This is a genomic window from Pseudomonas fluorescens (genome assembly GCF_900215245.1).
Taxonomy (GTDB): domain Bacteria; phylum Pseudomonadota; class Gammaproteobacteria; order Pseudomonadales; family Pseudomonadaceae; genus Aquipseudomonas; species Aquipseudomonas fluorescens.
The window spans coordinates 1979277-2002577 of sequence record NZ_LT907842.1 but is presented as its reverse complement, the minus strand read 5'-3'; the positions used below and the strand labels follow the sequence as shown (position 1 = coordinate 2002577).

The following is a 23301-nucleotide window of genomic DNA, read 5'->3' as shown; positions in this document are numbered from 1 at the left end:
CACGGACGGGTTGTGAGAGGGACGGTTGTGCAGCAGGGCCGGTGCCGGGGGCCGTAGCGCAGGGCTACGGCCTCCTGGGCTATCAGCGTTTGGTGTTGGAACGGATGTTCCAGCCAAACTTGATCGCGCCGCCGTCTTTGGTGCCGTCGGCTTTCTGCGGCTGGTAGTCGACCATCACTTGGGCGAAGTTCAGGGTGACGTTTTCGGTCAGGCGATCATCAGTGCCCGAGCCGCCGGTGCTCAGGGACGTGACCAGCACTTCTTCCAGGTTGATCACCATGTACTCGACCTGGCTTTCACCACCGGCCTTGCGCACGGTCAGCTTGACCTTGTCGATGTGCTTGCCGCTGGCGCAGTGCATCATCAGGTTCGGCGACGCCTTGTCGACGTACTTGGTCAGCGACAGGTCCTGGATATTCACCTTGCCCGCGCCGCCGCCACCGCCAACATGCATGTTGCCGGACTGGGCCATGCCCCAGCTCCAGTTCAGCACGTCGATTTCGTCCTTGTGGGCCTTGTCCATGGACTCGCCCTTGATGTCGCCGATCTTGATGAAAATATCAACAGCCATGTTTTCTCCCTGTGTGGTCTCAGCCACAGAATTTATTAACGCTGATCGTTCCCACGCTCTGCGTGGTAACGCATCCTGTGACGCTCTGCGTCACTGGGACGCGGAGCGCCCCGGGCGGCATTCCCACGCAGAGCGTGGGAACGAGCGACAGCTACTTACGCGCTTTTCGCCGACGGCAGCTTCGATACCAGGCGCAGCGACACGGTCAGCCCTTCCAGCTGATAGTGCGGGCGCAGGTAGAACTTCGAGTTGTAGTAACCCGGGTTGCCTTCGACGTCTTCCACGATCACTTCGGCGGCAGCCAACGGGTGCTGGGCCTTGGTGGTTTCGGTGGAGTGCGCCGGGTCGCCGTCGACGTAGTTGAGGATCCAGTCCTGCAACCAACGCTGCATCTCGTCCTTCTCTTTGAAGGAACCGATTTTGTCGCGCACGATGCACTTGAGGTAGTGAGCGAAACGGCAGGTGGCGAACAGGTACGGCAGGCGCGCGGCCAGGTTGGCGTTGGCGGTGGCGTCCGGGTCATCGTATTCGGCCGGTTTCTGCAACGACTGGGCGCCAATGAAGGCGGCGAAGTCGGTGTTTTTCTTGTGCAGCAGCGGCATGAAACCGTTCTTCGCCAGTTCCGCTTCGCGGCGGTCGCTGATGGCGATTTCGGTCGGGCACTTCATGTCCACACCGCCGTCATCGGTCGGGAACGTGTGGGCAGGCAGGTTTTCCACTTCACCGCCGGACTCCACGCCACGGATGCGCGAGCACCAGCCGTAGTGTTTGAACGAACGGTTGATGTTCACCGCCATCGCGTACGCGGCGTTGGCCCAGGTGTACTTGGAGCTGTCCGCACCGTCGGTGTTTTCTTCGAAGGCGAAGGCTTCCACCGGGTCGGTTTTGGCGCCATACGGCAGGCGTGCCAGGAAGCGCGGCATGGTCAGGCCGATGTAGCGCGAATCTTCCGATTCACGCAGCGAGCGCCAGCCGGCGTATTCCGGGGTGGTGAAGATCTTGGTCAGGTCGCGCGGGTTCGACAGTTCCTGCCAGGAGCCCATGCCCATCACGGTCGGCGAAGCCGCAGCGATAAACGGGGCGTGCATGGCGGCGCAGACTTTCGACAGCTCGCCCAGCAGCTCCACGTCGGGTGGCGACTGGTCGAAGTAGTAGTCGCCCACCAGGCAACCGTAAGGTTCGCCGCCGAACTGGCCGTATTCTTCTTCGTACATCTTCTTGAAGATCGGGCTCTGGTCCCACGCGGTGCCCTTGAATTTCTTCAGGGTCTTGTGCAGGTCCGGCTTGGAGATGTTGAGCACGCGAATCTTCAGCTGCTCATCGCTCTCGGTGTTGTTGACCAGGTAGTGCAGGCCACGCCAGGCGCTTTCCAGTTGCTGGAAATCCTGGTGATGGATGATCTGGTTAACCTGGGCGGTGAGCTTGGCGTCGATGGCGGCGATGATCGATTCAATCGACTTGATCGCGTCATTGGACACCAGGTCTGTCTGCGCCAGAGCCTGTTCGGCCAGGGTGCGCACGGCAGTTTCCACGGCTTCGCGGGCACGCTCGGTCTTGGGTTTGAATTCTTGCAACAGCAGGTTCGCGAACTCGCTGGCTTCTTCGGTAGCGCCCAGGATCTGGGAGCCTTCGCGGGCGGTATTCTCGGTCATGATTACTGGTCCCCTGCCGGCTTAGGCGCGCTTGCAAGGGCCTGCAGCAATGCCGGGTCCTTGATCGCTTTCATGATGATTTCTTCAGCGCCGGTCTTGCCGTCCATGTAGGTCAGCAGGTTGGCGAGCTGGGTGCGGGCTTCGAGCAGCTGTTTGAGCGAATCGACCTTGCGGGCCACGGCGGCCGGGCTGAAGTCGTCCATGCTTTCGAAGGTGATGTCCAGGCTCAGGTTACCTTCGCCGGTCAACTCGTTCGGTACATGGAACGCCACACGCGGCTGCATGGCCTTGAGGCGCGAGTCGAAGTTATCGACGTCCACTTCAAGGAACTTGCGGTCGGCCACAGGGGCGAGCGGTTCGGCAGGCTTGCCGGCGAGGTCGGCCATCACGCCCATTACGAAGGGCAGCTGGACCTTTTTCTCGGCGCCGTAAAGCTCGACGTCGTACTCGATCTGCACTCGAGGCGCACGGTTGCGCGCGATGAATTTCTGAGAACTTTGCTTCGCCACGTTGCTGCTCCTGGTCGCTTGAGCGACGGTGTTGTTACTGCACAGCCGGGCGGCTTACTCGCCGTCCGGGCCACGCAGGTTTTCAAATTGGGACATGCCATCGGGAATCAGATTGCGCACGATGGCCGCGAAGTCGGCGTGCACCAGATTTTTCGCGCGGTTCAACAGCACCGGCAGCGGGCTCGAAGGCTCGTGTCGGGTGTAGTACGCAAGGATCTTGTCGAGGCTGCGCAGCACGTCATCGCGGCTGGCGATGTCGCCCGTTGGGCGCGGTGCGGCGGGGGCAGCAGCGTATTCAACCGAGGGGGCATTGTCGTCACTGACGGCCTCGGGCGCGCTGCGGGTATCGCTGTTCGGTACGAATTGGTTGAGGACTTGCAGCGCCTGCTTGAGCGGTTGCTTCAACAGGCTGAGGTCAACGCCCTGGGCTGAACCGACCTGGTCGCTGACCTGTTGTTCGATGGCTTCGCAGGCGGCACGCGCGGCGCTCAAGGCATCGTGGGTGGCTTGCAGTTGTTCCGGGTCGCTGTCGAGGAACGCGGCGTTCAGTTGCTGGGCGCCGAGTTGTTCATCAGGGAAACTCATCAGGCCGCTGGCGTTCAGCGCAGCGCGCAGGCTCACCGGCCCGAACGTGCGTGAGCGCGTGAGGATACTTTCGCGCAGCAGACGAATGGTCGCGTCGCTGGTCAAGCCCGAGAGGGCGTTGATGCGCACGGTGGGGTCGTTATCGTCGTCGGCATCCAGGCGCGGGTGCAGGTCGGCCCAGTATTCACGCAGTAGCGCATTGATCAGCGTAAGCACTTCGGCGAGCCCGACCGGGCCTTGCAGGGCGAGGGAGCTTTGCAACAGGAAATGGGTGATGCGCAGGTCTTTGCTGCGCTGCAGCAAGTCGAGGCTTTGCTGCTGGATGCTGCGCCAGTCCGGCGGTTCAGCGGGCAGGATCGAGTCGCCCATGCTGCGCTCGGGTTGGCCTTTGGCGGCACGCTCCAGGTGGAGAAAGTCCGCGTCATATTCCATGTCTTCGCCACAAGGCGAAGTCGCGGAAACGGCGGCGAGCAGCAACGGCACATCCACTTGATTCGATCTCCCTATCGGCCCGTTAGATATCGGGCAATTCATGCATTAGTTGCGTAATGAACTTTGCATGGTTTCTTGGTCATATACGTCGAGGTGCCACTAATGTGCCACCACTGATGTTCAAGAAGTTGTGCATTTTTGGTGTAGTAGTTACGCCTTGTCAAGGTAAGCTATTCGCCCTCTGTGACAGATGTGCGGTGTTTAACACCTTGCGCGACTGACGGGTCTAACGGTGCCCCAAGATAGGATTTTTGTCATAGAGGCCGGGTAAGATCAGCGATCATGCTGACAAAAGCAGATTTTCAAGGTCGTTTGCACGACCTGGCGGTGATCTCTCGGGAGGACGGGCCCCTTTGGGTAGCCCCCGGATAGACCGCGCGCGATGTATCAGCAAGGAGGCAAGATGTCGCTGTGTTTGACTATCACTAGTTATCACAAAATTACCCCTGGGCAATGCCCTGAAAAGTCCATGAATCAGGGCGTGATGGCTATTGGCCGCAGTTCTGATAATGACTGGGTATTGCCCGACCCAGAGCGCCTTGTCTCTTCACAGCACTGCGTTATTCAATACAAAGATGGTCGTTACTATTTAACCGATAACAGTACAAACGGCGTGGAATTGGTCAACGCCGGTATCCGTATGCGCAGGGGTAACAGCGAGCCGTTGCAAGATGGTGAGTTGATCCGCATCGGCGATTACGAAATTCAGGCGCGCATCGACTTTAACGTGCAAGCCGTCGATAGCCAGTCGTTTGCCGGCGATTCGCCGAACAGTTTTGAGGCGCTGATGGGGGCGGTGGTGAACCCGCCTGCGTCGACGCCGGCGATTGCGCCGCAATTCCAGGGTGCGTCGTCGATGGACACGCTGCCGGATCTGTTCGACTTCCTCACCCCGACCACCGTACCGCCACCGACCGTGGCGGACCACGTACCCTCCGAGCAACACGACTTCCGTCCACCGACGCCGGTTGCCGTGCCGGTGATCGAGCCGCCGGTGGTATCCGGTTCAGTCATTCCCGAAGACTGGGACCTGTTTGGCGACACGCCAGCGCCTGTCGTCACCGCCCCTCAGCCTGTTGCGCCGCCCGAACCGCCACCGGCGCCGAGCGTTCAGCCGGTCATCCAGCCGACCGCCCAGCCGACCACCCCGGACACTCAGCAGCCCGACCTGCTGCAAGCCTTCCTGCGCGGCGCCGGCCTTGACCAGCTGCGCCTCGACAAAGCCGACGCCTGCGCGCAAATGGAAAGCATCGGCCGCAGCTATCGGCTGATGGTCGAAGGCCTGATCGATGTATTGCGTGCCCGTGCCAGCCTCAAGGGCGAGTTTCGCATGCAGCAGACGATGATCCGGCCGGCCGAAAACAATCCGTTGAAATTCGCGCCGAATGCCGACGAAGCCTTACTGCTGCTGCTTCGCCACGGTAACCAAGCGTTTATGGCGCCGGACGTCGCTGTGCGCGACAGTTTCGACGACCTGCGCGCCCACCAACTGGCGGTGATGGCCGGTGTGGAAGCGGCGATCAAACACTTGCTCGCGCGCTTTGAACCGGCACAGCTGGAAGAGCGCATGGGTAAGCCCGGCGGGCTGTCGAGTCTTTTTAACGGCTCGCGTCAGGCCCAGTACTGGCAGCAGTTCACCGAGCTCTACAGCAATATTTCCCGCGAGGCCCAGGAAGATTTCCAGGACCTGTTCGGCCGCGAATTCAGCCGAGCCTACGAAGAACACAGCGCACGACAGCGACGCTAAATCGCGCCGCAGTAATGGATAAAACGGATAGCTAAGTACGTCATTGAGGACGCAGGATGATTCCCAGGTTTTTACTCGCAGCAGCCACCGCGTTGCTGCTGACGGCGTGTGCCAAGGATGCCGCCAAACCCCAGGCGGTTGCCGAGGCCGAGGCGGACACCGCCGCCGTCGAGTTGCACTTTCACGCGATTAACGGGCTCAACCCCGGCGCCAACGGCCAGGCCGCGCCGGTGCGGGTGCGCATCTTCGAACTGAAAAACGCCGCCACTTTCAGTCGCTCCGACTACTTCGCGCTGGCTGACCGTGCGCAATCCACCCTCGGCCTGGACCTGCTGGACCAGGACGAAGTGATGGTCCAACCCGGCCAGCAATTGAGCATTCAACGCGACCTCGACCCTTCCACGCGCCAAATCGGTTTGCTGGTGGGCTATCGCGAGTTGGACCGCGCGCAATGGCGCACGGTGCTCAATGTGCCGGCTCGCCAGTACACCGAATACCAGATCAGCCTCGATGTGCGCGCCGTGCGCGCCGACGTCGTGGTTCCCCCATCCAGCCCTGCCCAATAAGAAGCAATCGGAGCCCCCATGTCCTGGAACAATCGCGTGGTCTGGTCGGAAGGCATGTTCATTGGAACGCAGCACTTCCAGCAGCATGACCGTTATCTGGAAAACCTGATCGACGCCCGTAGCCGTCCGTTATCCGCTGGCGCGTGGGGCTTTTCCGAGTTGCTGATCGACCAGGGCCTGCTGGCGCAGGGCAAGCTGGCGATCGTTTCGGCGCGCGGCCTGTTGCCTGATGGCACGCCGTTCAATATTCCCCAGGACGACCTGGCGCCGAGCCCGTTGAACATCGACGATAACCTGCGCGATGGCCTGGTGTACCTGGCCCTGCCGCTCAAGCGCGCGGGCGCCCGTGACACGGTCGACGACGGCGAAGACCTTGGCGGCGCGCGCTATGTGAGCCAAGTGCGTGAAGTCCGTGACGACAACGCTCCGTTCGAAAACCGCGCGCCGGTGGCCGTGGGCTCGCGGGCGCTGCGTTTGCTGACCGCGCAAGATGGCATCAGCGATTACGCGGCCATCGGCCTGGTACGCATCAAGGAAAAGCGCGCCGACCGCGCGTTGGTCCTCGATGACACCTACATCCCGCCGGTTCTGGACGTGGCCGCGAGCAAACCGCTGACGGCCTTTCGCAGCGAATTGCTGGGCCTGCTGCACCAGCGCGGCGAAGCCTTGGCGGGCCGTGTCGTTGCCTCGGGCGCCGGTGGCGCCTCGGAGATTGCCGATTTCATGCTGCTGCAATTGGTCAACCGCGCGCAGCCGCTGCTCCAGCATTTCAGCCAGTTGAGCCCGTTGCACCCGGAGCGTCTTTTCAGCGAGCTGGTGAGCCTGGCCGGGGAGTTTTCCACCTTCTCCACCTCGGGCCGCCGCCCCCAGGAATACCCGCAATACCAGCACGACGACCTGGCCCTGAGCTTCGCCCCGGTGATGGCGGCCCTGCGTGAAGCGCTGTCGATGCTGATCGACAGCAAGGCCACGCCGATTCCAATTGTGGAGAAAGCCTACGGCATCCACGTGGCGATGCTCGCCGACAAAACCCTGCTCGACAGCGCCAGTTTCATCCTCGTGGTGCGCGCCGACGTGCCTGGCGAAACCCTGCGCGGGCGCTTCGGTCAGCAGAGCAAAGTCGGCTCGGTGGAGCACATCCGCGACATGGTCAACCTGCAACTGCCGGGCATTGGCCTGCTGCCGTTGCCGGTGGCGCCACGGCAGATCCCGTACCACGCAGGCAGCACCTATTACGAGTTGGACCGAGGCAGCGAACACTGGCAGCAACTGAACAACTCCGGCGGTTTTGCCTTCCATATCGCCGGGCAGTTCCCGGGTTTGAACCTGGCCTTCTGGGCGATCCGAGGATAATCCGCGATGCATCCCAATGATGATGACCGCACCCAGTTCATGCCGCGCCCGGGTGGCCGTGCGCCGGAGCCTGCGCGTGCAGAACCGGCACCGCTGTCGATGCCGGCCGCGCCAATCCTGACCGGTAAAAGCCAAGGCCTCAACCCGCTGGAAAGCGCCGCGGGCCCGTTGCTCGCGCTGCTGACACGCCTGCGCAACACCATCGCGCACCCGGCGCCGGCCAGTCTGCGCGCGCAGTTACTGGCCTACTTGCGTCAGTTCGAAGAACGCGCCGAAGCCGCCGGTGTGGCACGCAACGAAGTGCTGCTGGCGCGTTACGCGCTGTGTACCGCGCTGGATGAGGCGGTGTTGAGTACGCCATGGGGCAGCACCAGCGACTGGGGCAAACAGAGCTTGTTGATCACTGTGCACAACGAAGCCTGGGGCGGCGAAAAAGTCTTCCAGTTGCTCGACCACTGCCTGCAAAGCCCGCGCGAGCGCCTGTATTTGCTGGAGCTGTTGTACCTGTGCATGTGCCTGGGTTTCGAGGGCCGCTACCGCGTGATGAACGACGGTCGCAGCCAGTTGGAAGCCTTGCGTGAACGCACTGCCGCGGCCATTCGCAGCGCCCGTGGTGAGCACGAGCGTGAGCTGTCGCCGCATTGGCGCGGCGTGACTGTGGCGCGTGATCGCCTGGCGCAATTCATGCCGCCATGGATCGCCGTGGCCATCGGCCTGGCGCTGCTGTTGGCGTTGCTGTTCGGTTTGCGCATGAAACTGGCATCGGATGCCGAGCCGGTGTTCAAGAATATCCATGCCCTGGGCGAGATCCCGGTGCAGGCCATCGACCGTCCTGTGGTGCAACCGAAAGTAATCGAACGGCCACGCCTGGCAGGCTTTTTGGTGGAAGACATCAAGGCGGGCCGCGTGGCCGTGGAAGACAAGGTCGACCGTTCCGTCGTGACGATCCGGGGCGATGAGCTGTTCGCGTCGGCCAGTTCCAGCATTGTCGATGACTACCAGCCGCTGATGCTGCGCATCGCCGATGCCATCCGCAAGGTCAAGGGCCAGGTGCGCGTCACCGGGCACAGCGATAACCGCCCGATTGCCACGCTGCGGTTCCCGTCCAACTGGGCGTTGTCCGAAGCGCGCGCCAAGTCGGTGCTGGAGATTCTGGCGGCCAAGACCGGCCAGGCGGATCGCTTCAGCGCCGAAGGCAGAAGCGACACCACGCCGGTGGCCACTAATGCCACTGCCGAAGGCCGTGCCCGCAATCGTCGGGTTGAAATCACCGTATTGGCGGAGGGCGTCGAGTGAAGGCGTTTTTCAGTTTTATGATTCGCTGGGTGATCCCGTTGCTGGGCCTGATCGCCCTCAGCCTGATCATCTGGTTTGTCGGGCCGTTGCTCGATTTCCTGGTGCCGGAAGGGCGCCGTTGGGCGCTGATCATCCTGGTGTTTGCCGTGTGGATCGCTTACCGCGTGTTCCGCATTATCCAGGCCCGGCGCCAGGCCGCCGAAGTGATGCGCAGCCTGGCGGCCGAAACGCCGGTCGACCCCAACAGTGTCGCCACTGCCGAAGAGTTATCGACCCTGCGCCAGCGCATGGACGAAGCCCTCACGCTGCTGAAAAAGGCCAAGCTTGGCGGTGACGAACGTCGCAACCTCTACGAGCTGCCGTGGTACGTGATCATCGGCCCGCCGGGCTCGGGCAAGACCACCGCGCTGGTCAACTCCGGCCTGCATTTTCCGCTCGCCGCGCAATTGGGCGCCGGTGCGGTGCGGGGCGTTGGCGGTACGCGCAATTGCGACTGGTGGTTTACCGATCAAGCCGTTTTGCTCGACACCGCTGGCCGCTACACCACGCAAGACAGCAACTCCACGGTGGATAAAGCCGCGTGGCTGGGCTTCCTTGACCTGCTGAAAAAGCAGCGCTCGCGCCGCCCGATCGACGGTGCTTTTATCGCTATCAGCCTGTCCGATTTGCTGCTGGGCAGCGATGCCGAGCGCGCCGCCCATGCTGCCGCGATTCGCCTGCGTATCCAGGAGCTGTACACCCAGCTGGGCGTGCGTTTCCCGATCTACCTGATGCTGACCAAGCTCGACCTGGTGCCGGGCTTCATGGAGTTCTTCGACAACCTGAGCAAAGAAGACCGCGCCCAGGTGTGGGGCATGACCTTTGCCCTGGATGACGGCAAGAACAGCGACAGCCCGTTGGCCCATCTGCAAAGCGAATTTGCAGGCTTGGAACAGCGCCTCAACGAACGCTTGGTGGAACGCTTGCAACAGGAGCGCGACCCGGCGCGGCGCGACCTGATCTACGGCTTCCCGCAGCAGTTCGGCGCGTTGAAGGATTGCCTGCAAAGCTTCCTTGAGGGCGTGTTCAAGCCCAATGCTTTTGAAGAGCGTGTATTGCTGCGCGGCGTGTACTTCACCAGCGGCACCCAGGAAGGCAGCCCGATTGATCGCTTGATCGGCGCCATGGCCCAGAGCATGAATCTGGACCGCCAGCACCTGGCGCGCCAGAGCGGTACCGGGCGCAGTTATTTCATCGAAAAACTGTTCACTGCCGTGGCGTTTGCCGAGCGTGGCCTGGTGGGGGTGAACCCGAAGGTCGAGCGGCGGCGCAAATGGATCGCACGCGGCGTATTGGCCGCTACCGTGGCCCTGGTCGTGGTGGTGAGCAGTTTGTGGTGGGTGAGTTATCGCGCCAATCAGGCCTACATCGCCCAAGTCGACCAGAAGGTCGCGCCGCTGGGCCAGACGGTACAGAACCTCAGCCCGGCGCAGCGTGACGTCCTCGCCGTGCTGCCGTTGCTCAATGCGGTGAAGAACCTCGCGGGTGATTCGCCGAACTGGTCCGAAGGGCTGGGCCTGTATCAAGGCGACATGCTTGAAGCTGAGTCCGCCAGTGTCTACCGCAAGCTGTTGATCGCAGTATTCGCGCCCCGCCTGGTGACGCGCATCGAGGAGCAACTGCACGGCGGTGGCAATTCCGACTTCCTCTATGAAGGCCTCAAGGCCTACCTGATGCTCGCCGACAGTGAGCATTACGACCCGGACTTCATCAAGGCCTGGATCGCCCTGGACTGGGACCGCAGCTTGCCGCGTGACCTGCCGGCCGATCAGCGCCAGGCGTTGACCGGGCATTTGCAGGCGCTGTTCGAGCGCCATCCGCCGAACGCGCGACTCGACCCACGGCTGATCGACGACCTGCGTCGGCAACTGCAACAACTGCCGGTGGCCCAGCGCGTCTATGACCGGGTCAAACGTCAGAAACTGCCCGATGGCATTCCTGACTTTCGTATCAACGAAGCCGCCGGCCGTGACGCGGCGCTGGTGTTCAGCCGTAAAAGTGGCAAGCCGCTGGGCGAGCCGTTGAGTGGGTTTTTCACCGCCAAGGGCTATCGTCAGGCGTTCCTGCTGAGCAGCTTGAATCAGACGGGCACCCTGGCTGAAGAGCAGTGGGTGCTGGGCCGCGAACAGGCGGACCAGCAGAACGTGGCGAGCCTCGCCGCCGATGTGCGCCGCCTGTATTTCCAGGATTACCAGCGTCAGTGGGATGCCTTGCTTGCGGATATCGACTTCGTGCCGATCACCAGCGTGGCCCAGGCCGCCGATGTGCTGCGAGTGATATCCGGCCCGACGTCGCCGCTGAAAAAACTGCTGGTTGCGGTGGCCAGGGAAACCGACCTGCAAGCCGAAGAGCGCCAATTGGCCGCCAAAGGCGTGCCGGTGGAAGGCGGTGTCGACAAGCTCAAGGAGCGCCTCGGCAGCCTGCTCGGCCAGGAGCAACAGACCACCAGCACTGCGCAAGCGGCGGATGATCAGGTGACCGCGCATTTCGCTGAACTCAACAGCATCGTCAGCAAAAACGAAGGCGAACCGGCCGCTATCGACGGCCTGCTCGCGGATATGAACGCGCTGTATGTGCAGGTCAGCGCCATGGTCGGTGCCAGTGGCGATGCGTTGCTCGGCGAGGCGAAGAACCAGGCGGCGGCAGCGGCCACGCGGGTCAGCCTGAATGCGGAGCGCCAGCCGCCGCTGGTGCAGGGCATGGTCAAGTCGGTGGTCAATTCCACCACCAACAGCATGATGGGTGGCGTGCGTAACCAACTGAACGCAGCGTGGGTCAGCGAAGTGGTCAACGTGTATCGCCAGTCCCTGGCCGGTCGTTACCCGATGTCGCCAGGCAGCGCGCGCGACGCCACGCTGGATGACTTTGGGCAGTTTTTTGGTGTGGGCGGGGTGATGGATAACTACTTCCGCAAATACCTGCAGCCTTACGTGGACACGTCCGCGTCGACCTGGCGCTGGCAGCCTGGCGCAGCGCAGAAGCTCGGGATTGCGCCGGGCGTGCTGCAAACTTTCCAGCGTGCGGCGGCCATTCGTGATGCGTTTTTCCGCGCCGGCGGCACCCAGCCGATTGTGCGTTTCGAACTCAAGCCGGTGTCGATGGACCCGACGATCACTCAGTTCCTGCTGGACCTGGACGGCCAGCAATTGAGCTACGACCACGGCCCAAGCCGCCCGGTGGCCATGCAGTGGCCGAACCCGGGCAGCATTGGCGTGGTACGTATTTCCATCATGCCGCCGTCGGCCAGCGGCCGTTCGGGCGTGACCCTGGACGGGCCGTGGGCGTGGTTCCGCCTGCTGGAGCAATCGGACCTCACCGCCGGTAACTCGCCGGACCGTTTCAACCTGCGCCTGCGAGTAGACGGCGCGAGCATCGCCTACGAGTTGCGTGCCAACAGCGCCTTCAACCCGTTCAAGAGCCGTGTGCTCAGCGGCTTCAGCCTGCCGGAGCGGCTATGACGACGCTGGGTTTCTACGGCAAGTTGGCCAGCCGCGGTGACTTTGTCAGTCGCGCCTTGCCCCAGAGTTTTATCGGCCCGTGGGACAGCTGGCTGGCGGCGGGGTTGCTCGCCAGCCAGAACAGCCTGGGCGGCGACTGGCTCAACGTGTACCTGGTCAGCCCGTTGTGGCGCTTTGTGCTGGCGCCCGGTGTGTGCGGGCCGGACGCTGCGGCGGGCGTGGTGATGCCAAGCATTGACCGGGTCGGGCGGTATTTTCCGTTGGCGGTGGTCGCTTTGCTGGATCACGACACCAATCCGGCTTCGCTGGTCGGCGGGCCGGACACCTGGTTCGAACAGGCTGAAGAGCTGTTGCTCAGCACCCTGGACGCGGGCGCGACCTTTGAAGGCTTCAACGACGACCTCGACAAACTGGGCATTCCAGCCAGCGAGCCGCGCGCCGTGGACAGCCGCTTTGCGGGCCTGCAACGGGTTGCCGCCACCGTGCCCCACAGCCGAATGACCGCGCTCGCCGAACAGGCCTGCGAAGGCGCCAGCCTGTGGTGGGGGCGTGGTTCGCAGGTGATTTCCCCTGGTTTATTACGGTGTCAGGGTTTGCCTGCCGCCAGTGATTTTGCGCAGTTTTTGCTCGGACAAGAAGGTGTGGTGTAGATGGGGTCGACGTTCAAATCCGCGAGCAAAAGCCATGTGGGCATGGTGCGCCAGGTCAATGAAGACGCGTGCCTGGACCTGCCGGAAAACCGCCTGTGGGTGGTGGCCGATGGCATGGGCGGGCATGCGGCAGGGGACTATGTCAGCAGCCTGATCGTCGACAGCCTGCGCAATGTGCCGGTGGGGCGTTCTCTGGATGAGTATTCGGCGGCCCTGCGCAATGACCTGATCCGCATCAACGCGAGCGTGCGTGAAGAAACGGCCAACCGTGGCGTGACGATGATGGGCAGTACCGTCGTTGTGCTGGCGGCACGCGGCCTGCGTGGCGTGTGTTTGTGGGCCGGTGACAGTCGCTTGTACCGCCTGCGCGATGGCGTGCTCGAAGGCATTTCCCGCGACCACAGCTACGTGCAGGACCTGCAGGACAGCGGCTTGCTCAGCGAAGCCGATGCCCGCGTGCACCCGCGCGCCAATATCGTCACCCGCGCGGTGGGTGTGGAGGCGCAGCTGGAATTGGCCGTGGTCGACTTGCTGATCGCGCCCGGCGACAGCTACCTGCTGTGCAGCGACGGCCTGAACAAGACCGTCGAGGACCATGAAATCCGCGAGGTCCTCAGCCATGACCCCCCGGATGAAATCGTGCGCAGCCTGGTGCACCTGGGGCTTAACCGGGGCGCGCCGGACAACATCACCGCCATTGTCGTGAAGGTTTCGCCATGAACATCGTGATTGCGGGTTATGACATCGAAGGCGAGATCGGCGAAGGCGCCATGGCCAGCGTGTACCTGGCGACCCAACGCTCGCTGGAGCGCAAGGTGGCGTTGAAGGTGATGGCGGCGGCGTTGGCGGCTGATCCGAGTTTTTGCGAGCGTTTCCTGCGCGAGGGCAAGACCCTGGCGCGCCTGTCCCACCCGCACACGGTGACCATCCATGACATCGGCAATGTCGGTGAGCTGTATTACATGGCCATGGAGTACCTGCCCAACGGCACGCTCAAAGAGCGTATCGCTGCCGGGCTGACGCCGGAGCAGGGCGTGACCCTGATCCGCCAGATCGCCTCGGCCCTGGGCTATGCGCATGCCCAGGGGCTGGTGCACCGCGACGTCAAACCGGCGAATATTCTGTTCCGCGCCGACGGCACCGCGGTGTTGTCGGACTTCGGTATCGCCAAGTCGCTGGACGACCGTACCCAGTTCACCCAGGCCGGATTTGCCGTGGGCACGCCGAGCTACATGAGCCCGGAACAGGCGCGCGGCCAGGAGATTGATGGCCGCGCCGACCTGTACGCGCTGGGCGTGGTGCTCTATGAAATCCTTGTCGGCAAGCTGCCCTACACCGGCACCGATGCACTCTCCACCGCGCTGGCTCACCTGACCGAGCCGCTGCCGGAGTTGCCGGTGCACCACGGCCGTTATCAGGACGTGCTGCGTAAGCTGTTGGCCAAGGACCCGGCCGAGCGTTTCCCGGATGCGGCGGCGTTGTTGCGGGCCTTGGATCAACTGCCGGCGGACTCGCCTGAAGCGACGCTGGTGCGGCCGTTGCCGATTCCGCTGAGTTTTGATCTGGCGGGTATGACGCCGGTGTCCATCGAGATTCCGACTGAAAAGCCTCAGCCACAACCGGTGCGCCAGCCAGTGGTGACACCGACGCAACACCACGCCGTGTCCGAACAGCGTCGAGGGCCGGTGCTGGCGTTGGCTGCAGTCGCGGTGGCGGTGGCGCTGGCGATTGGCGGTGCCAGTTACTGGTGGCTGAGCAGCGGCGATACGCCTGCGGCACCGCCCGCCGCCGTAGTCCCGAAAACACCGGCGACCCCGACGCCGCCACCTACGCCGGTAAAACCGGCCGTGGCGGATGTGGATGGCGGCCAGCGGCCTTTGCTGATGGCCGGCAAAAAGACCTTGTTTCAACGGGTGCTCAGCAAGCCCGGCGCCAAGCTGTCCCATGACGCCGGTGGTGCGGCCGACGAGGCGCTGCCGGCGTTTTCCGTGCTCTACGTTTACCAGCGCAAAGACATCGATGGCAGCCCGTGGGTGCGTGTCGGTGCCGCCACCGATGGGCGCAGCGATGGCTGGTTGCCAGCCGCTCAGGTCAGCGACTGGAAGCAAAGCCTGGTGCTCAAGTTCACCGAGCGCTCGGGCCGTGCGCCGGTGATGTTCCTGCGCCAATCCTCTGAGGTGGAAAAACTGTTGGCGGATCCCGCTGCCGCGAAAACCGCCTTGGCCAAGGCGCAGAAGAACAGCGAAGACAATCAACAAGTGCTGGCGCTTGAGCCGACGGCCAGCGCGGTCCCGCAAAACCAGTTTTACCTGCTGCCGATCTTCGACGCCAAGGAGAGCTTCGATGAAAACGGCCAACCGGTGCAGTTGCTTAACGTAGCGTCCATCGATCCCGGGAGTGCTGCTGCCGCCAAACCGGCCGCCCGTGTGCTCAGCGCCAATGCCGACGCCTTCCGCACCGCGGTGGTGTTGGTGGTCGACACCACCGTGTCGATGCAGCCTTATATCGACCAGGTCCGCGACGTCGTACATGAGCTGCAAACCCGCATTGCCGAGCGCGGCGAGTTGGACAGCGTCAGCTTCGGCCTGGTGGGTTTTCGCAACAGCATCAAGAAAACCCCGGGCCTGGAATATGTGGCCAAGACCCTGATCACCCTTGATCAGGGTCGCGATCCGCAACGCTTCCTCGACATGGCGCGTCAGGTCAAGGCGTCTACCGTGTCCAGCCACTCGTTCAACGAAGACGCGTTTGCCGGTGTGATGCAGGCGGTGGATGACATGGATTGGTCCGGCTACGGCGGGCGCATTATCCTGCTGGTCACCGACGCCGGCGCGCTGCGTAAAAACGATCCGTTTGCCGCCACCCAAATGAACGAAGCCGAAGTGCGCCAGGCGGCACTGGGCAAGCAGATCAAGATCTACGCCCTGCACCTGCGCACCGACGCCGGCAAGAAAACCCATGCCGGTGCGGAAAGCCAATATCGCGTGCTCACCGCCGACGCCAACCCGCAGATCGGCGACCTCTATACGCCGGTGCCGGGCGGTGATGTGCGCAAGCTCGGCGAGCGTGTCGATGAGATTGGCAGCGTGTTTGCCAACCTCGTGCACCAAGTGCGCAGCAATACGCCGCAACCGGTGCCGCTGCTGAGCTCCGCGCCGAGCCTGGCCGATAAGTCCGCCGCTGTCGGCTACGCCATGCACATGGATTTTCTCGGCCGCAAAACCGCGAGCCAGGCCCCGCAATTGGTCAGCGCCTGGACGGCCGACCGGGACCTGACGAACCCGGCGCTGCCGGCGTTCCAGGTGTGCGTGATGTTAACCAAGTTGCAGCTCAATGACCTGCAGCAATCGTTGAAGCTGATCGTCGATGCCGCGCGCAAAACCCAGACCTCGCCCAAAGACTTCTTCCAGGAAATCGCCAGCGCCTCGGCCTATATGAGCCGCGACCCGCAAGCCCTGCGCAAGGGCGGCAACCTGGCCGACGGCGGCCTTCTCGGCGAATACCTGGAAGGCCTGCCGTACCGCAGCAAGTCGCTGAACATGACGCAGGACTTGTGGTTGTCGTTGAGTGTCGCCGAGCAGGAAGACTTTATTGACGAGCTGGATTCGAAAATCCGTCTCTACGAAACCTTCCACAATGACGTGGCCAATTGGGTCCGTTTCGGCGATGCCGAACCGGGCGATGCGTTGTATCGCGTGCCGTTGTCGACGCTGCCGTGATGTTGACTGTGAGCGCGGTGCATAAGAGCCGGGGCCTCGGTAGCCAGCGCTATAGCCTGGTGATTCCGGCGCTGACGCTGCGGGCGGGTGAGCAACTGGCAATTGTCGGGCCGAGTGGCTGTGGCAAAAGCACGTTGCTGGATCTGTTGGCGCTGGTGTTGGCGCCGGATCAGGTTGGCCAGTTTGTCTTCAACCAGGTCGACATTGGCGGCTTGTGGCGTGGCGATCAACACTCCACGTTGGCCGGGTTACGTAGCCGGCACTTGGGCTATGTGCTGCAAACCGGTGGGCTGCTGGGGTTTCTCGATGTGCGCGGGAATATCGCTCTGTCCCGGCAACTGTTGGGGTTGAAGGACGACGGCAGCGTGGCGCGGCTGGCCGAGCAACTGGAAATCAGCGATCAGTTGGCCAAAAAACCGGCCTCGCTGTCAGTGGGCCAACGCCAGCGCGTCAGCTGCGCCCGAGCCTTGGCCCACGCGCCGCAACTGGTGCTGGCGGATGAGCCGACGGCGTCCCTTGACCCGCTTAACGCTGAGCGTGTGATGCAGGCGCTGCTGGCCCAGGCCCTCGAACACCGTGCGGCCTGCGTGATCGCCACGCATGACGAACCCCTGGCCCGTGCCAGCGGCTTGCAGGTGCGGCGCATCACTTGCCGTCGTGACACCGACGGCGGCGTCACCGCGACCCTCGGGGAGGCGTGCTGATGCGCAGCGGTCTGGTTGCCTCACTGGCCTGGCAGGATTACCGCAACGATGCCTGGCTGTCCGCCTGTTCGGTGCTGGCGCTGGTGGCCGTCATGGTGCCGTTGCTGGTGTTATTTGGCCTGAAGTTTGGACTGGTTAGCAGTTTGACCGAACGCCTGGAGACCGATCCCGCCACCCGTGAAATTATTCCGTTGGGCGGTGGTCGATTCAGCAGCGCGTTTATCGAGCAGCTCGGCCTGCGCAGTGATGTCGGGTTTGCCGTGCCGCGTACCCGGCAGATTGCGGCGACCGCGCAGGTGGGCACGCTCACCCTGGAAATGCTGCCGACGGCGCCGGGCGATCCTTTGCTGGCGGGTTTGCCGATGCCGCGCGGCCTGGACCAGATTGTGCTGAGCCACACCGCCGCTGAAAAGCTCGCGGCGCGACCTGGGGATTGGTTGGAAGCCCGTTTTGCGCGACAAGTGGCGGGGCGTGTCGAAGATCAGCGCACACGGCTGCAGGTGCAGGCGGTATTGCCGCTGGAAGCCTTTGCCCGCGATGGCTTGTTGGCAGATTTGGGCCTGCTGGAAGCGGCCGAAGATTATCGCGACGGTCGCGCGGTGCCCGCATTGGGTTGGGAGGGTGACGCGGTGGGTGTGAGTGAGCAGCGTGTGTACCCGGCGTTTCGCCTGTACGCACGCACCCTCACCGATGTAGAGCCGTTGCGAGTGTATTTTGCCGGGCAGAATCTGTTGGTCTCGACCCAGGCGCAAACCATCGCCCAGGTGCAGTCGTTGAGCCGCAACCTGTCGATCGTGTTCTGGATCATCGCCGGGCTGGCCTTGGCGGGCGCGTTTGCGGCGATCTTTGCCGGGGCGTTGGCCGCCGTGGCGCGCAAGCGCCGGGAGTTATCCGTGTTGCGTCTGCTGGGGTTTTCCACCGGCGCACTGTTGCTGTTTGTGGTGACGCAGGCGCTCTACAGCGCAGGTTTCGCCGCTGGGCTGAGTGCCGGGCTCTATGGCTTGGCCGAGATGGGTTTGAATCAATTATTTGTGCAGGTGCCGGGCGAATACGCCAGTCACCTGCTGGCGCGTCACTACGGCCTGGCCCTGGTTGCAATCCTTGGCGTCAGCGCCCTGGCGGCGGCCTGTGGTGGTTGGCGAGTGGCGCGTATCCAGGCTTCTGAAGGAATCAGAGATGTATAAGTTACTGGGCGCCTGTGTGGTGCTGAGCGTGGCATCGATAGCGTGGGCCGATGAGGCCAGCGACAAACTCGACAACCCCAAACCGCTGCCGGACGACGTCAGCCTGCCGCTGCCCTGCGAAGGCAACATGGTGTTCCGCTATGCCTACGTGCTGGCCCAGGGCACCTTGGATGACCGTGAGATCAGCCTCGGCTACCCCTTCGCCGAAGGTGAGGCGGGTTATCAGCAGTCGTTTATTTCCGGCTACCGGCGCGACTTCATCAACGGCCAGTTCACCCTCAAGGACCTGCCGAAGGACTGGAACACAGTCATCGCGCCGTTGATGCCGAAGACCGACGCGAAAACCCCGCTCAAGCCGATGCTGTACTTCATTGGCAAGTATGAGGTGACTGCACGCCAGTACGCCCAGGTGATGTCCCAGGCGCAGTCGTTGGCCAGCGGTGAGCCGGCCCCGGCCTGCGATTTGCCCACCGGCATGGCCGCGCGTTTGCCCAAGGTGAAACTCTCGCGTTTTGAAGCCGAGCGCTTCTCGGCGGTGTACAGCGCCTGGCTGATGAAATACCACCGTGACTTGCTGCCGGTCAGCGGCCGCGGCGCCTCGGCGGAAGACGGTGGCCTGGGCTTTGTGCGCCTGCCCACCGAAGTGGAATGGGAATACGCCGCGCGCGGTGGCCAGGCAGTGAGCCGCCAGGACCTGGAAGGGCGCCTGTTCCCACGGCGCGTCGAAGGCAGCGAAAGCGACGGCCCGCTGGCCGATTACGCGGTATTCAACCAGGTTGCCGGCGGCACTGGCCAGGCCGCGCGCCTGATGCCCATCGGCACCAAACTGCCCAACCCGATCGGCATGTTCGATGTGATCGGCAATGCGGCGGAAATGGTCCAGGAATCCTTCCAGCTGGTGCATGCCGGGCGTCGCCAGGGCACCTACGGCGGTTTTGTGGTCAAGGGCGGCAATTACCTGGAAGGCGAGGGCACGCTGTTCACCGGCATGCGCCGCGAGTATCCGCTGTTCGCCGCTGACGGCACCGAGCAAAGCAACGAGACCACGGGTTTTCGCGTGGCGGTGGGGGCGTTGTCGGCGCCGCGCTCGCGTTACAAGGAGCTGTTCGCCCAGTGGCAAAAAGAGGGCCGCCTGGCCTCGTTGACCGACGCGATTGACGATGCCCAGGACCCGACCAAGCGCCTGGACAGCATTATCTCGGCCAGCGTCGATCCCAAGCTGCAAGCCGAACTGGGGCTGGTCAACGAAGAGCTCAAGCGCAACGTCTCGCTGATCGCCCAGCAACGCGAAGAGGCGGCGGGCAACCTGATCCAGTCGGCTGCATTGGTGGCCGAGACCATCAGCAACTACAACATTCGCCTGACCAACCTGCAGAAGAGTCGCCAGCAGGCCTTGGACAACAAGGACACGGCCAGCGCCCAGCTGTTTGCCACGGCCATCGACAATGGGCGTAGCGCGCTTGATGGCGCGGTGGCGATCTACATCGACAACCTGGCCACCGGCACGCGCTACACCGATGCGGTTATCCAGGCGCAGTTTCAACGTATCAAGGAAGAGTTGGATCGCAAGCCAGTGCTCGGTAAAAGCCTGGTGACGCGCGCGACACTGTTCGTTCGCCATGTCGGCAACTACCGCAAGCAACAGCGGGCCGACCCGGCAACGATCTTGAAGGAATTGCTCGCAGCGAGCGGTCAGCGGTCTTGACCGCTGGTTGTATAGCGAGCTTGGAAGGGACTCAGGCGGCGGTGGGCCGTGCTGGGCAAGTCAAACTTAAAAGAGAACACACCTATGCTTTTTTCCCGTAAGGCGGTTTCCAAGCGTCACCTGCTGCTGATCGCAGCCGGTTTCAGCACCGTGTTGACTGGTTGCGCCACGTCACCGGCGTCCAAGGTCGCGTCAAGCACCAAGGTCGAGTACTACCCGAACTGCTACGAGCCGGTGCAGCACTTGCGTGCAACCGATTCGAACATGACCAAGTCGGTTGTGACCGGTGCGGCCCTCGGCGCGGCCGGCGGTGCTCTGTTGGGTGCGCTGACCGGCGACTCCGAAAAGCGCGGCCGTAACGCCGCTATCGGTGCAGCGGGCGGCGCCCTGGCTGGCGGCGCAGCGGGTTACTACACCGAGCGTCAGAAGCAGATCACGGATGACAACCAGCGCATCGCGTCGTACTCCACGGACTTCAACAAAAGCGCTTCCGACATCGACCGTAGCACCGCTTACGCCAAGGCGTCCCAGCAGTGCTACCAGAGCGCGTTCACCAAGCTGGTGGCCGATCGTAAAGCCAAGGCCGTCAACGACACCGAAGGCCGCAAGCGCCTGGCGGAAATCGTTGCAGGCTTGAAGGAGTCCAATGACCTGATCGTTGCGGTCAACGGTAAAGCCAGCGAAGACCTGAATAACTACACCCAGGCCTACGAGAAAGACCTGCAGCAAGTCGGTGTGCAGCGCAACGATGTGGTAACCGTTGCCCAGGCCGATGTAACGCCGCCAGTTGTACCGGCCAAGAAAGGCAAAGCACCGGCAAAAGTCGCGAAAAAGCCAGTATTGCCAACCGTGCCGAAAGAAGCGGTGACCACCGAGAAGAGCATCCAGACCGTGCAGGCCAAGCAAGCTGAAAGCAAGCAGGTCGCCAGCGCCGGTAAAGCACAGATCGAAGGCACCTGCCGCGATCCTAACCTCGCCGATTGGGCGCCGGTGCCTTGCCCTAACGTTTAAGTAACATGTTGCTATAAGCGTTAAACGCCAACCGATCTCCTGCTAAAGCGCGAGATCGGTGGCGTTCCTTCTGCAAATCGTTACACTGCTGCGGCCACTTAATAAATACACCGAGGCCGTGTGCATGAAATTTCGTCTTCTGCTGTGGGTGCTTGGCCTGATGATGGGCAAAGCCAGCCGCACCAACCCTGCTTTCCAGCAACAACTGGGTGACAAAGACCTGGCGTTCCAGTTGCAGACCCTCGACGGCAAGGTTGCCCGTCACTTCATCGTCAAAGACCAGCGCATCACCAGCCGTTCAGGGGTTCACCCTGCGCCGGCATTTGCTATCGCGTTCAAAGATGCGGCCTACGGCTTCGCCACGATGCAGGCGAAGAACAAGCAACTGGCGTTCATGACGGGGATTCAGGACAAGTCGATCCAGATCAAGGGCAACCCGGCGCTGGTGATCTGGTTCCAGGGGCTGACCAAGTATTTGAAGCCGAAGAAAAAGAAGAAGGCCTGAAGGGTTTCTTCAGGGGTACCGAGTTGAATTCATCGCAGGCAAGCCAGCTCCCACAGTTGACTGCATTCCAGGGTTGGAACTCGGTCAACTGTGGGAGCTGGCTTGCCTGCGATAGCGGTTTATCAGGTGACCGTGTCAGCCCTGGCTGAACTGCGATGCCAATTCACGCAACAGCACCTCGGCATCCAACACCTTGCCGACCACTTCCTCAGCCTTGTCACGGCTCAAGCCCAGACGCTCAAGCAGCTCATCCGGAATCGCCTCATCCGGCCCGGAGCCAATGCCACGGCTGCGCAACAAGCGCACGGCCAAACACACCAGGTTCGGATATTCAGCGTATTGCCCGTCGTAGGTCGGGTCGTGCTGGAAGCGCAGGGCGGTGGACAGTTCGTCCGGCATGTCCCAGTAGCGCATCAGCCACGCGCCGATCTGCTCGCGGCTGATGCCCAGCAGGTGTTGCTCGACATAGCTGTGGCACAGGTGCGGGTTGACCTCAAGGTGGCGGCAGATCAGCGAAAAGTGCGGCGGAAACACGTGGGCCAGCAGCAGATAACCGAAGTTGTGCAGCAAACCGGCGAGGTAGGTCAGGCCGGCTTCCGGGCGCTGGGCGCGAGGCATGGCGCGGGTCAGGCCTTCGATCACGGCGGCGGTGTAGATCGACTGGTGCCAGTACGGGGTGGACTGATGCGGATGGTCTTTGGGCAGGCTCAGGGTTTTGCCCAAGGCCAGGCCCAGCGCCAGGTTGATCACCAGATCAAAGCCGAGCACGCGCACGATGGCGTCTTCCACTGAACGAATCTTGCCTGGCGAGGCGTAGTACGGCGACGCCGCCCAGCTCACCACTTGAGCGGCCAAGGCTGGGTCAGTCTCGACGACACCGGTGATGTCATCGATGGTGGCGTTGGGGTCGACGCGCAGCTTGATAATCTTCTGCGCCGTGTCGGCCAGCGGCGGAATCTCGATGGTTGCTTCCAGGCGCTGCTGGATGCGGCGAGCGGTGAAGGCCTGCATCGCCTGGGTGATTTCCTCGCGGTCATCATTGGGGCGGTCGAGGTTGGGGCGGATATTGCTCAGGGGCTCGCCGAAATGACCGGCGCTGGCCTTGGTGAGCATGGTCTTGAAGTCGCCGCTGGCAATTTCCAGCAGCAGCCCGGCTTCGCCTGAGTGCACCAGCAGGCTCGGTTCGTTGAGCAGGCTGCCTTCGTACAGGCACGGTGAGCTGGTCAGTGCCGGCAGGCCGGGCAGCAGGCTCAGTTCATGCTTGGCCAGCATGCGCTCGATGCGATCCGGCGACACGGCGATAAGGCGGCGACCGGTCAGCTCGGCGAGACGGTTGAGATCAAGCAACTGGCTTTGCGGGAACAACACCATGAGCGCGCCCACGGCGTCTTCCAGCAACACAGCCTGGACCTTTTGCGCGGGATTCAGGCCGGGCTGTTCGACAACCTCTGTGTAAGGGATGGCGAGCTTTGCGAGCAGAGCCCGAATGACCGGCGGGGCGGTCAGTGGGACTGTGGCGAGGGCGACTTCTGACATGGCCTGATCCAATTTCTTA

Annotated in this window: 18 protein-coding genes; 13 read left to right on the top strand and 5 right to left on the bottom strand. The window is 62.8% G+C overall.

Features of this window, described 5'->3' with window-relative positions; genetic code table 11:
* Positions 1–82: 82 nt before the first annotated feature.
* From CPH89_RS09480 to tssA, 4 genes are all read right to left on the bottom strand, one after another.
* The gene (locus CPH89_RS09480) at positions 83–571 is read right to left on the bottom strand and encodes an Hcp family type VI secretion system effector (protein ID WP_005792512.1); all 489 of its coding nucleotides are present in this window, start codon (positions 569–571) and stop codon (positions 83–85) included.
* Positions 572–726: 155 nt separating this feature from the next.
* On the bottom strand, positions 727–2223 hold the full coding sequence (tssC, locus tag CPH89_RS09475; protein WP_053258687.1) for a type VI secretion system contractile sheath large subunit: 1497 nt from the start codon (positions 2221–2223) through the stop codon (positions 727–729).
* A 2-nt stretch (positions 2224–2225) separates the two neighbouring features.
* A complete protein-coding gene (tssB, locus tag CPH89_RS09470; RefSeq protein ID WP_017135823.1) occupies positions 2226–2732 on the bottom strand; it encodes a type VI secretion system contractile sheath small subunit in 507 nt (168 codons plus the stop codon).
* A gap of 54 nt (positions 2733–2786) precedes the next feature.
* Positions 2787–3806 carry a type VI secretion system protein TssA gene (tssA, locus tag CPH89_RS09465; RefSeq protein ID WP_053258686.1) on the bottom strand — a complete coding sequence of 340 codons (1020 nt, stop codon included), beginning with the start codon at positions 3804–3806 and terminating at the stop codon, positions 2787–2789.
* Positions 3807–4212: 406 nt separating this feature from the next.
* Here tssA and tagH point away from each other — a divergent pair, with 406 nt between their 5' ends.
* From tagH to CPH89_RS09400, 13 genes are all read left to right on the top strand, one after another.
* Complete coding sequence (gene tagH / locus CPH89_RS09460) at positions 4213–5556, top strand: type VI secretion system-associated FHA domain protein TagH (RefSeq protein WP_053258685.1); 1344 nt, start codon at positions 4213–4215, stop codon at positions 5554–5556.
* Positions 5557–5612: 56 nt separating this feature from the next.
* Entirely contained in the window at positions 5613–6122 is a 510-nt protein-coding gene (gene tssJ / locus CPH89_RS09455; protein WP_053258684.1) for a type VI secretion system lipoprotein TssJ, read from the top strand.
* A gap of 18 nt (positions 6123–6140) precedes the next feature.
* Positions 6141–7475 carry a type VI secretion system baseplate subunit TssK gene (tssK, locus tag CPH89_RS09450; RefSeq protein ID WP_053258683.1) on the top strand — a complete coding sequence of 445 codons (1335 nt, stop codon included), beginning with the start codon at positions 6141–6143 and terminating at the stop codon, positions 7473–7475.
* 6 nt (positions 7476–7481) lie between these two features.
* A complete protein-coding gene (locus CPH89_RS09445; protein ID WP_053258682.1) occupies positions 7482–8771 on the top strand; it encodes a DotU family type VI secretion system protein in 1290 nt (429 codons plus the stop codon).
* Positions 8768–12268 (top strand): type VI secretion system membrane subunit TssM, encoded by a 3501-nt coding sequence (gene tssM / locus CPH89_RS09440; RefSeq protein WP_053258681.1) that lies wholly within the window; start codon positions 8768–8770, stop codon positions 12266–12268. Before CPH89_RS09445 ends, tssM begins: the two co-directional genes overlap by 4 nt.
* Positions 12265–12918: a type VI secretion system-associated protein TagF gene (tagF, locus tag CPH89_RS09435; RefSeq protein ID WP_053258680.1), complete on the top strand. Its 654-nt coding sequence runs from the start codon at positions 12265–12267 to the stop codon at positions 12916–12918. The genes tssM and tagF overlap by 4 nt, the downstream gene beginning before the upstream one ends.
* A complete protein-coding gene (locus CPH89_RS09430) occupies positions 12919–13638 on the top strand; it encodes a PP2C family protein-serine/threonine phosphatase (RefSeq protein ID WP_053258679.1) in 720 nt (239 codons plus the stop codon).
* Positions 13635–16637: a serine/threonine-protein kinase gene (locus tag CPH89_RS09425; protein ID WP_053258678.1), complete on the top strand. Its 3003-nt coding sequence runs from the start codon at positions 13635–13637 to the stop codon at positions 16635–16637. The genes CPH89_RS09430 and CPH89_RS09425 overlap by 4 nt, the downstream gene beginning before the upstream one ends.
* Positions 16637–17341 (top strand): ABC transporter ATP-binding protein, encoded by a 705-nt coding sequence (locus CPH89_RS09420; RefSeq protein WP_053258677.1) that lies wholly within the window; start codon positions 16637–16639, stop codon positions 17339–17341. Before CPH89_RS09425 ends, CPH89_RS09420 begins: the two co-directional genes overlap by 1 nt.
* Complete coding sequence (locus tag CPH89_RS09415; RefSeq protein WP_053258676.1) at positions 17341–18525, top strand: ABC transporter permease family protein; 1185 nt, start codon at positions 17341–17343, stop codon at positions 18523–18525. Before CPH89_RS09420 ends, CPH89_RS09415 begins: the two co-directional genes overlap by 1 nt.
* On the top strand, positions 18518–20230 hold the full coding sequence (locus tag CPH89_RS09410; RefSeq protein WP_053258675.1) for a formylglycine-generating enzyme family protein: 1713 nt from the start codon (positions 18518–18520) through the stop codon (positions 20228–20230). The genes CPH89_RS09415 and CPH89_RS09410 overlap by 8 nt, the downstream gene beginning before the upstream one ends.
* 84 nt (positions 20231–20314) lie before the next feature.
* Positions 20315–21241: a type VI secretion system-associated lipoprotein TagQ gene (gene tagQ, locus CPH89_RS09405; protein ID WP_053258674.1), complete on the top strand. Its 927-nt coding sequence runs from the start codon at positions 20315–20317 to the stop codon at positions 21239–21241.
* A gap of 124 nt (positions 21242–21365) precedes the next feature.
* Positions 21366–21746 (top strand): hypothetical protein, encoded by a 381-nt coding sequence (locus CPH89_RS09400; RefSeq protein ID WP_053258816.1) that lies wholly within the window; start codon positions 21366–21368, stop codon positions 21744–21746.
* Between the two features lie 135 nt (positions 21747–21881).
* Here the strand turns inward: CPH89_RS09400 and CPH89_RS09395 are convergent, their stop codons facing one another.
* Entirely contained in the window at positions 21882–23282 is a 1401-nt protein-coding gene (locus CPH89_RS09395; RefSeq protein ID WP_053258673.1) for an aminoacyl-tRNA deacylase and HDOD domain-containing protein, read from the bottom strand.
* Positions 23283–23301 lie beyond the last annotated feature (19 nt).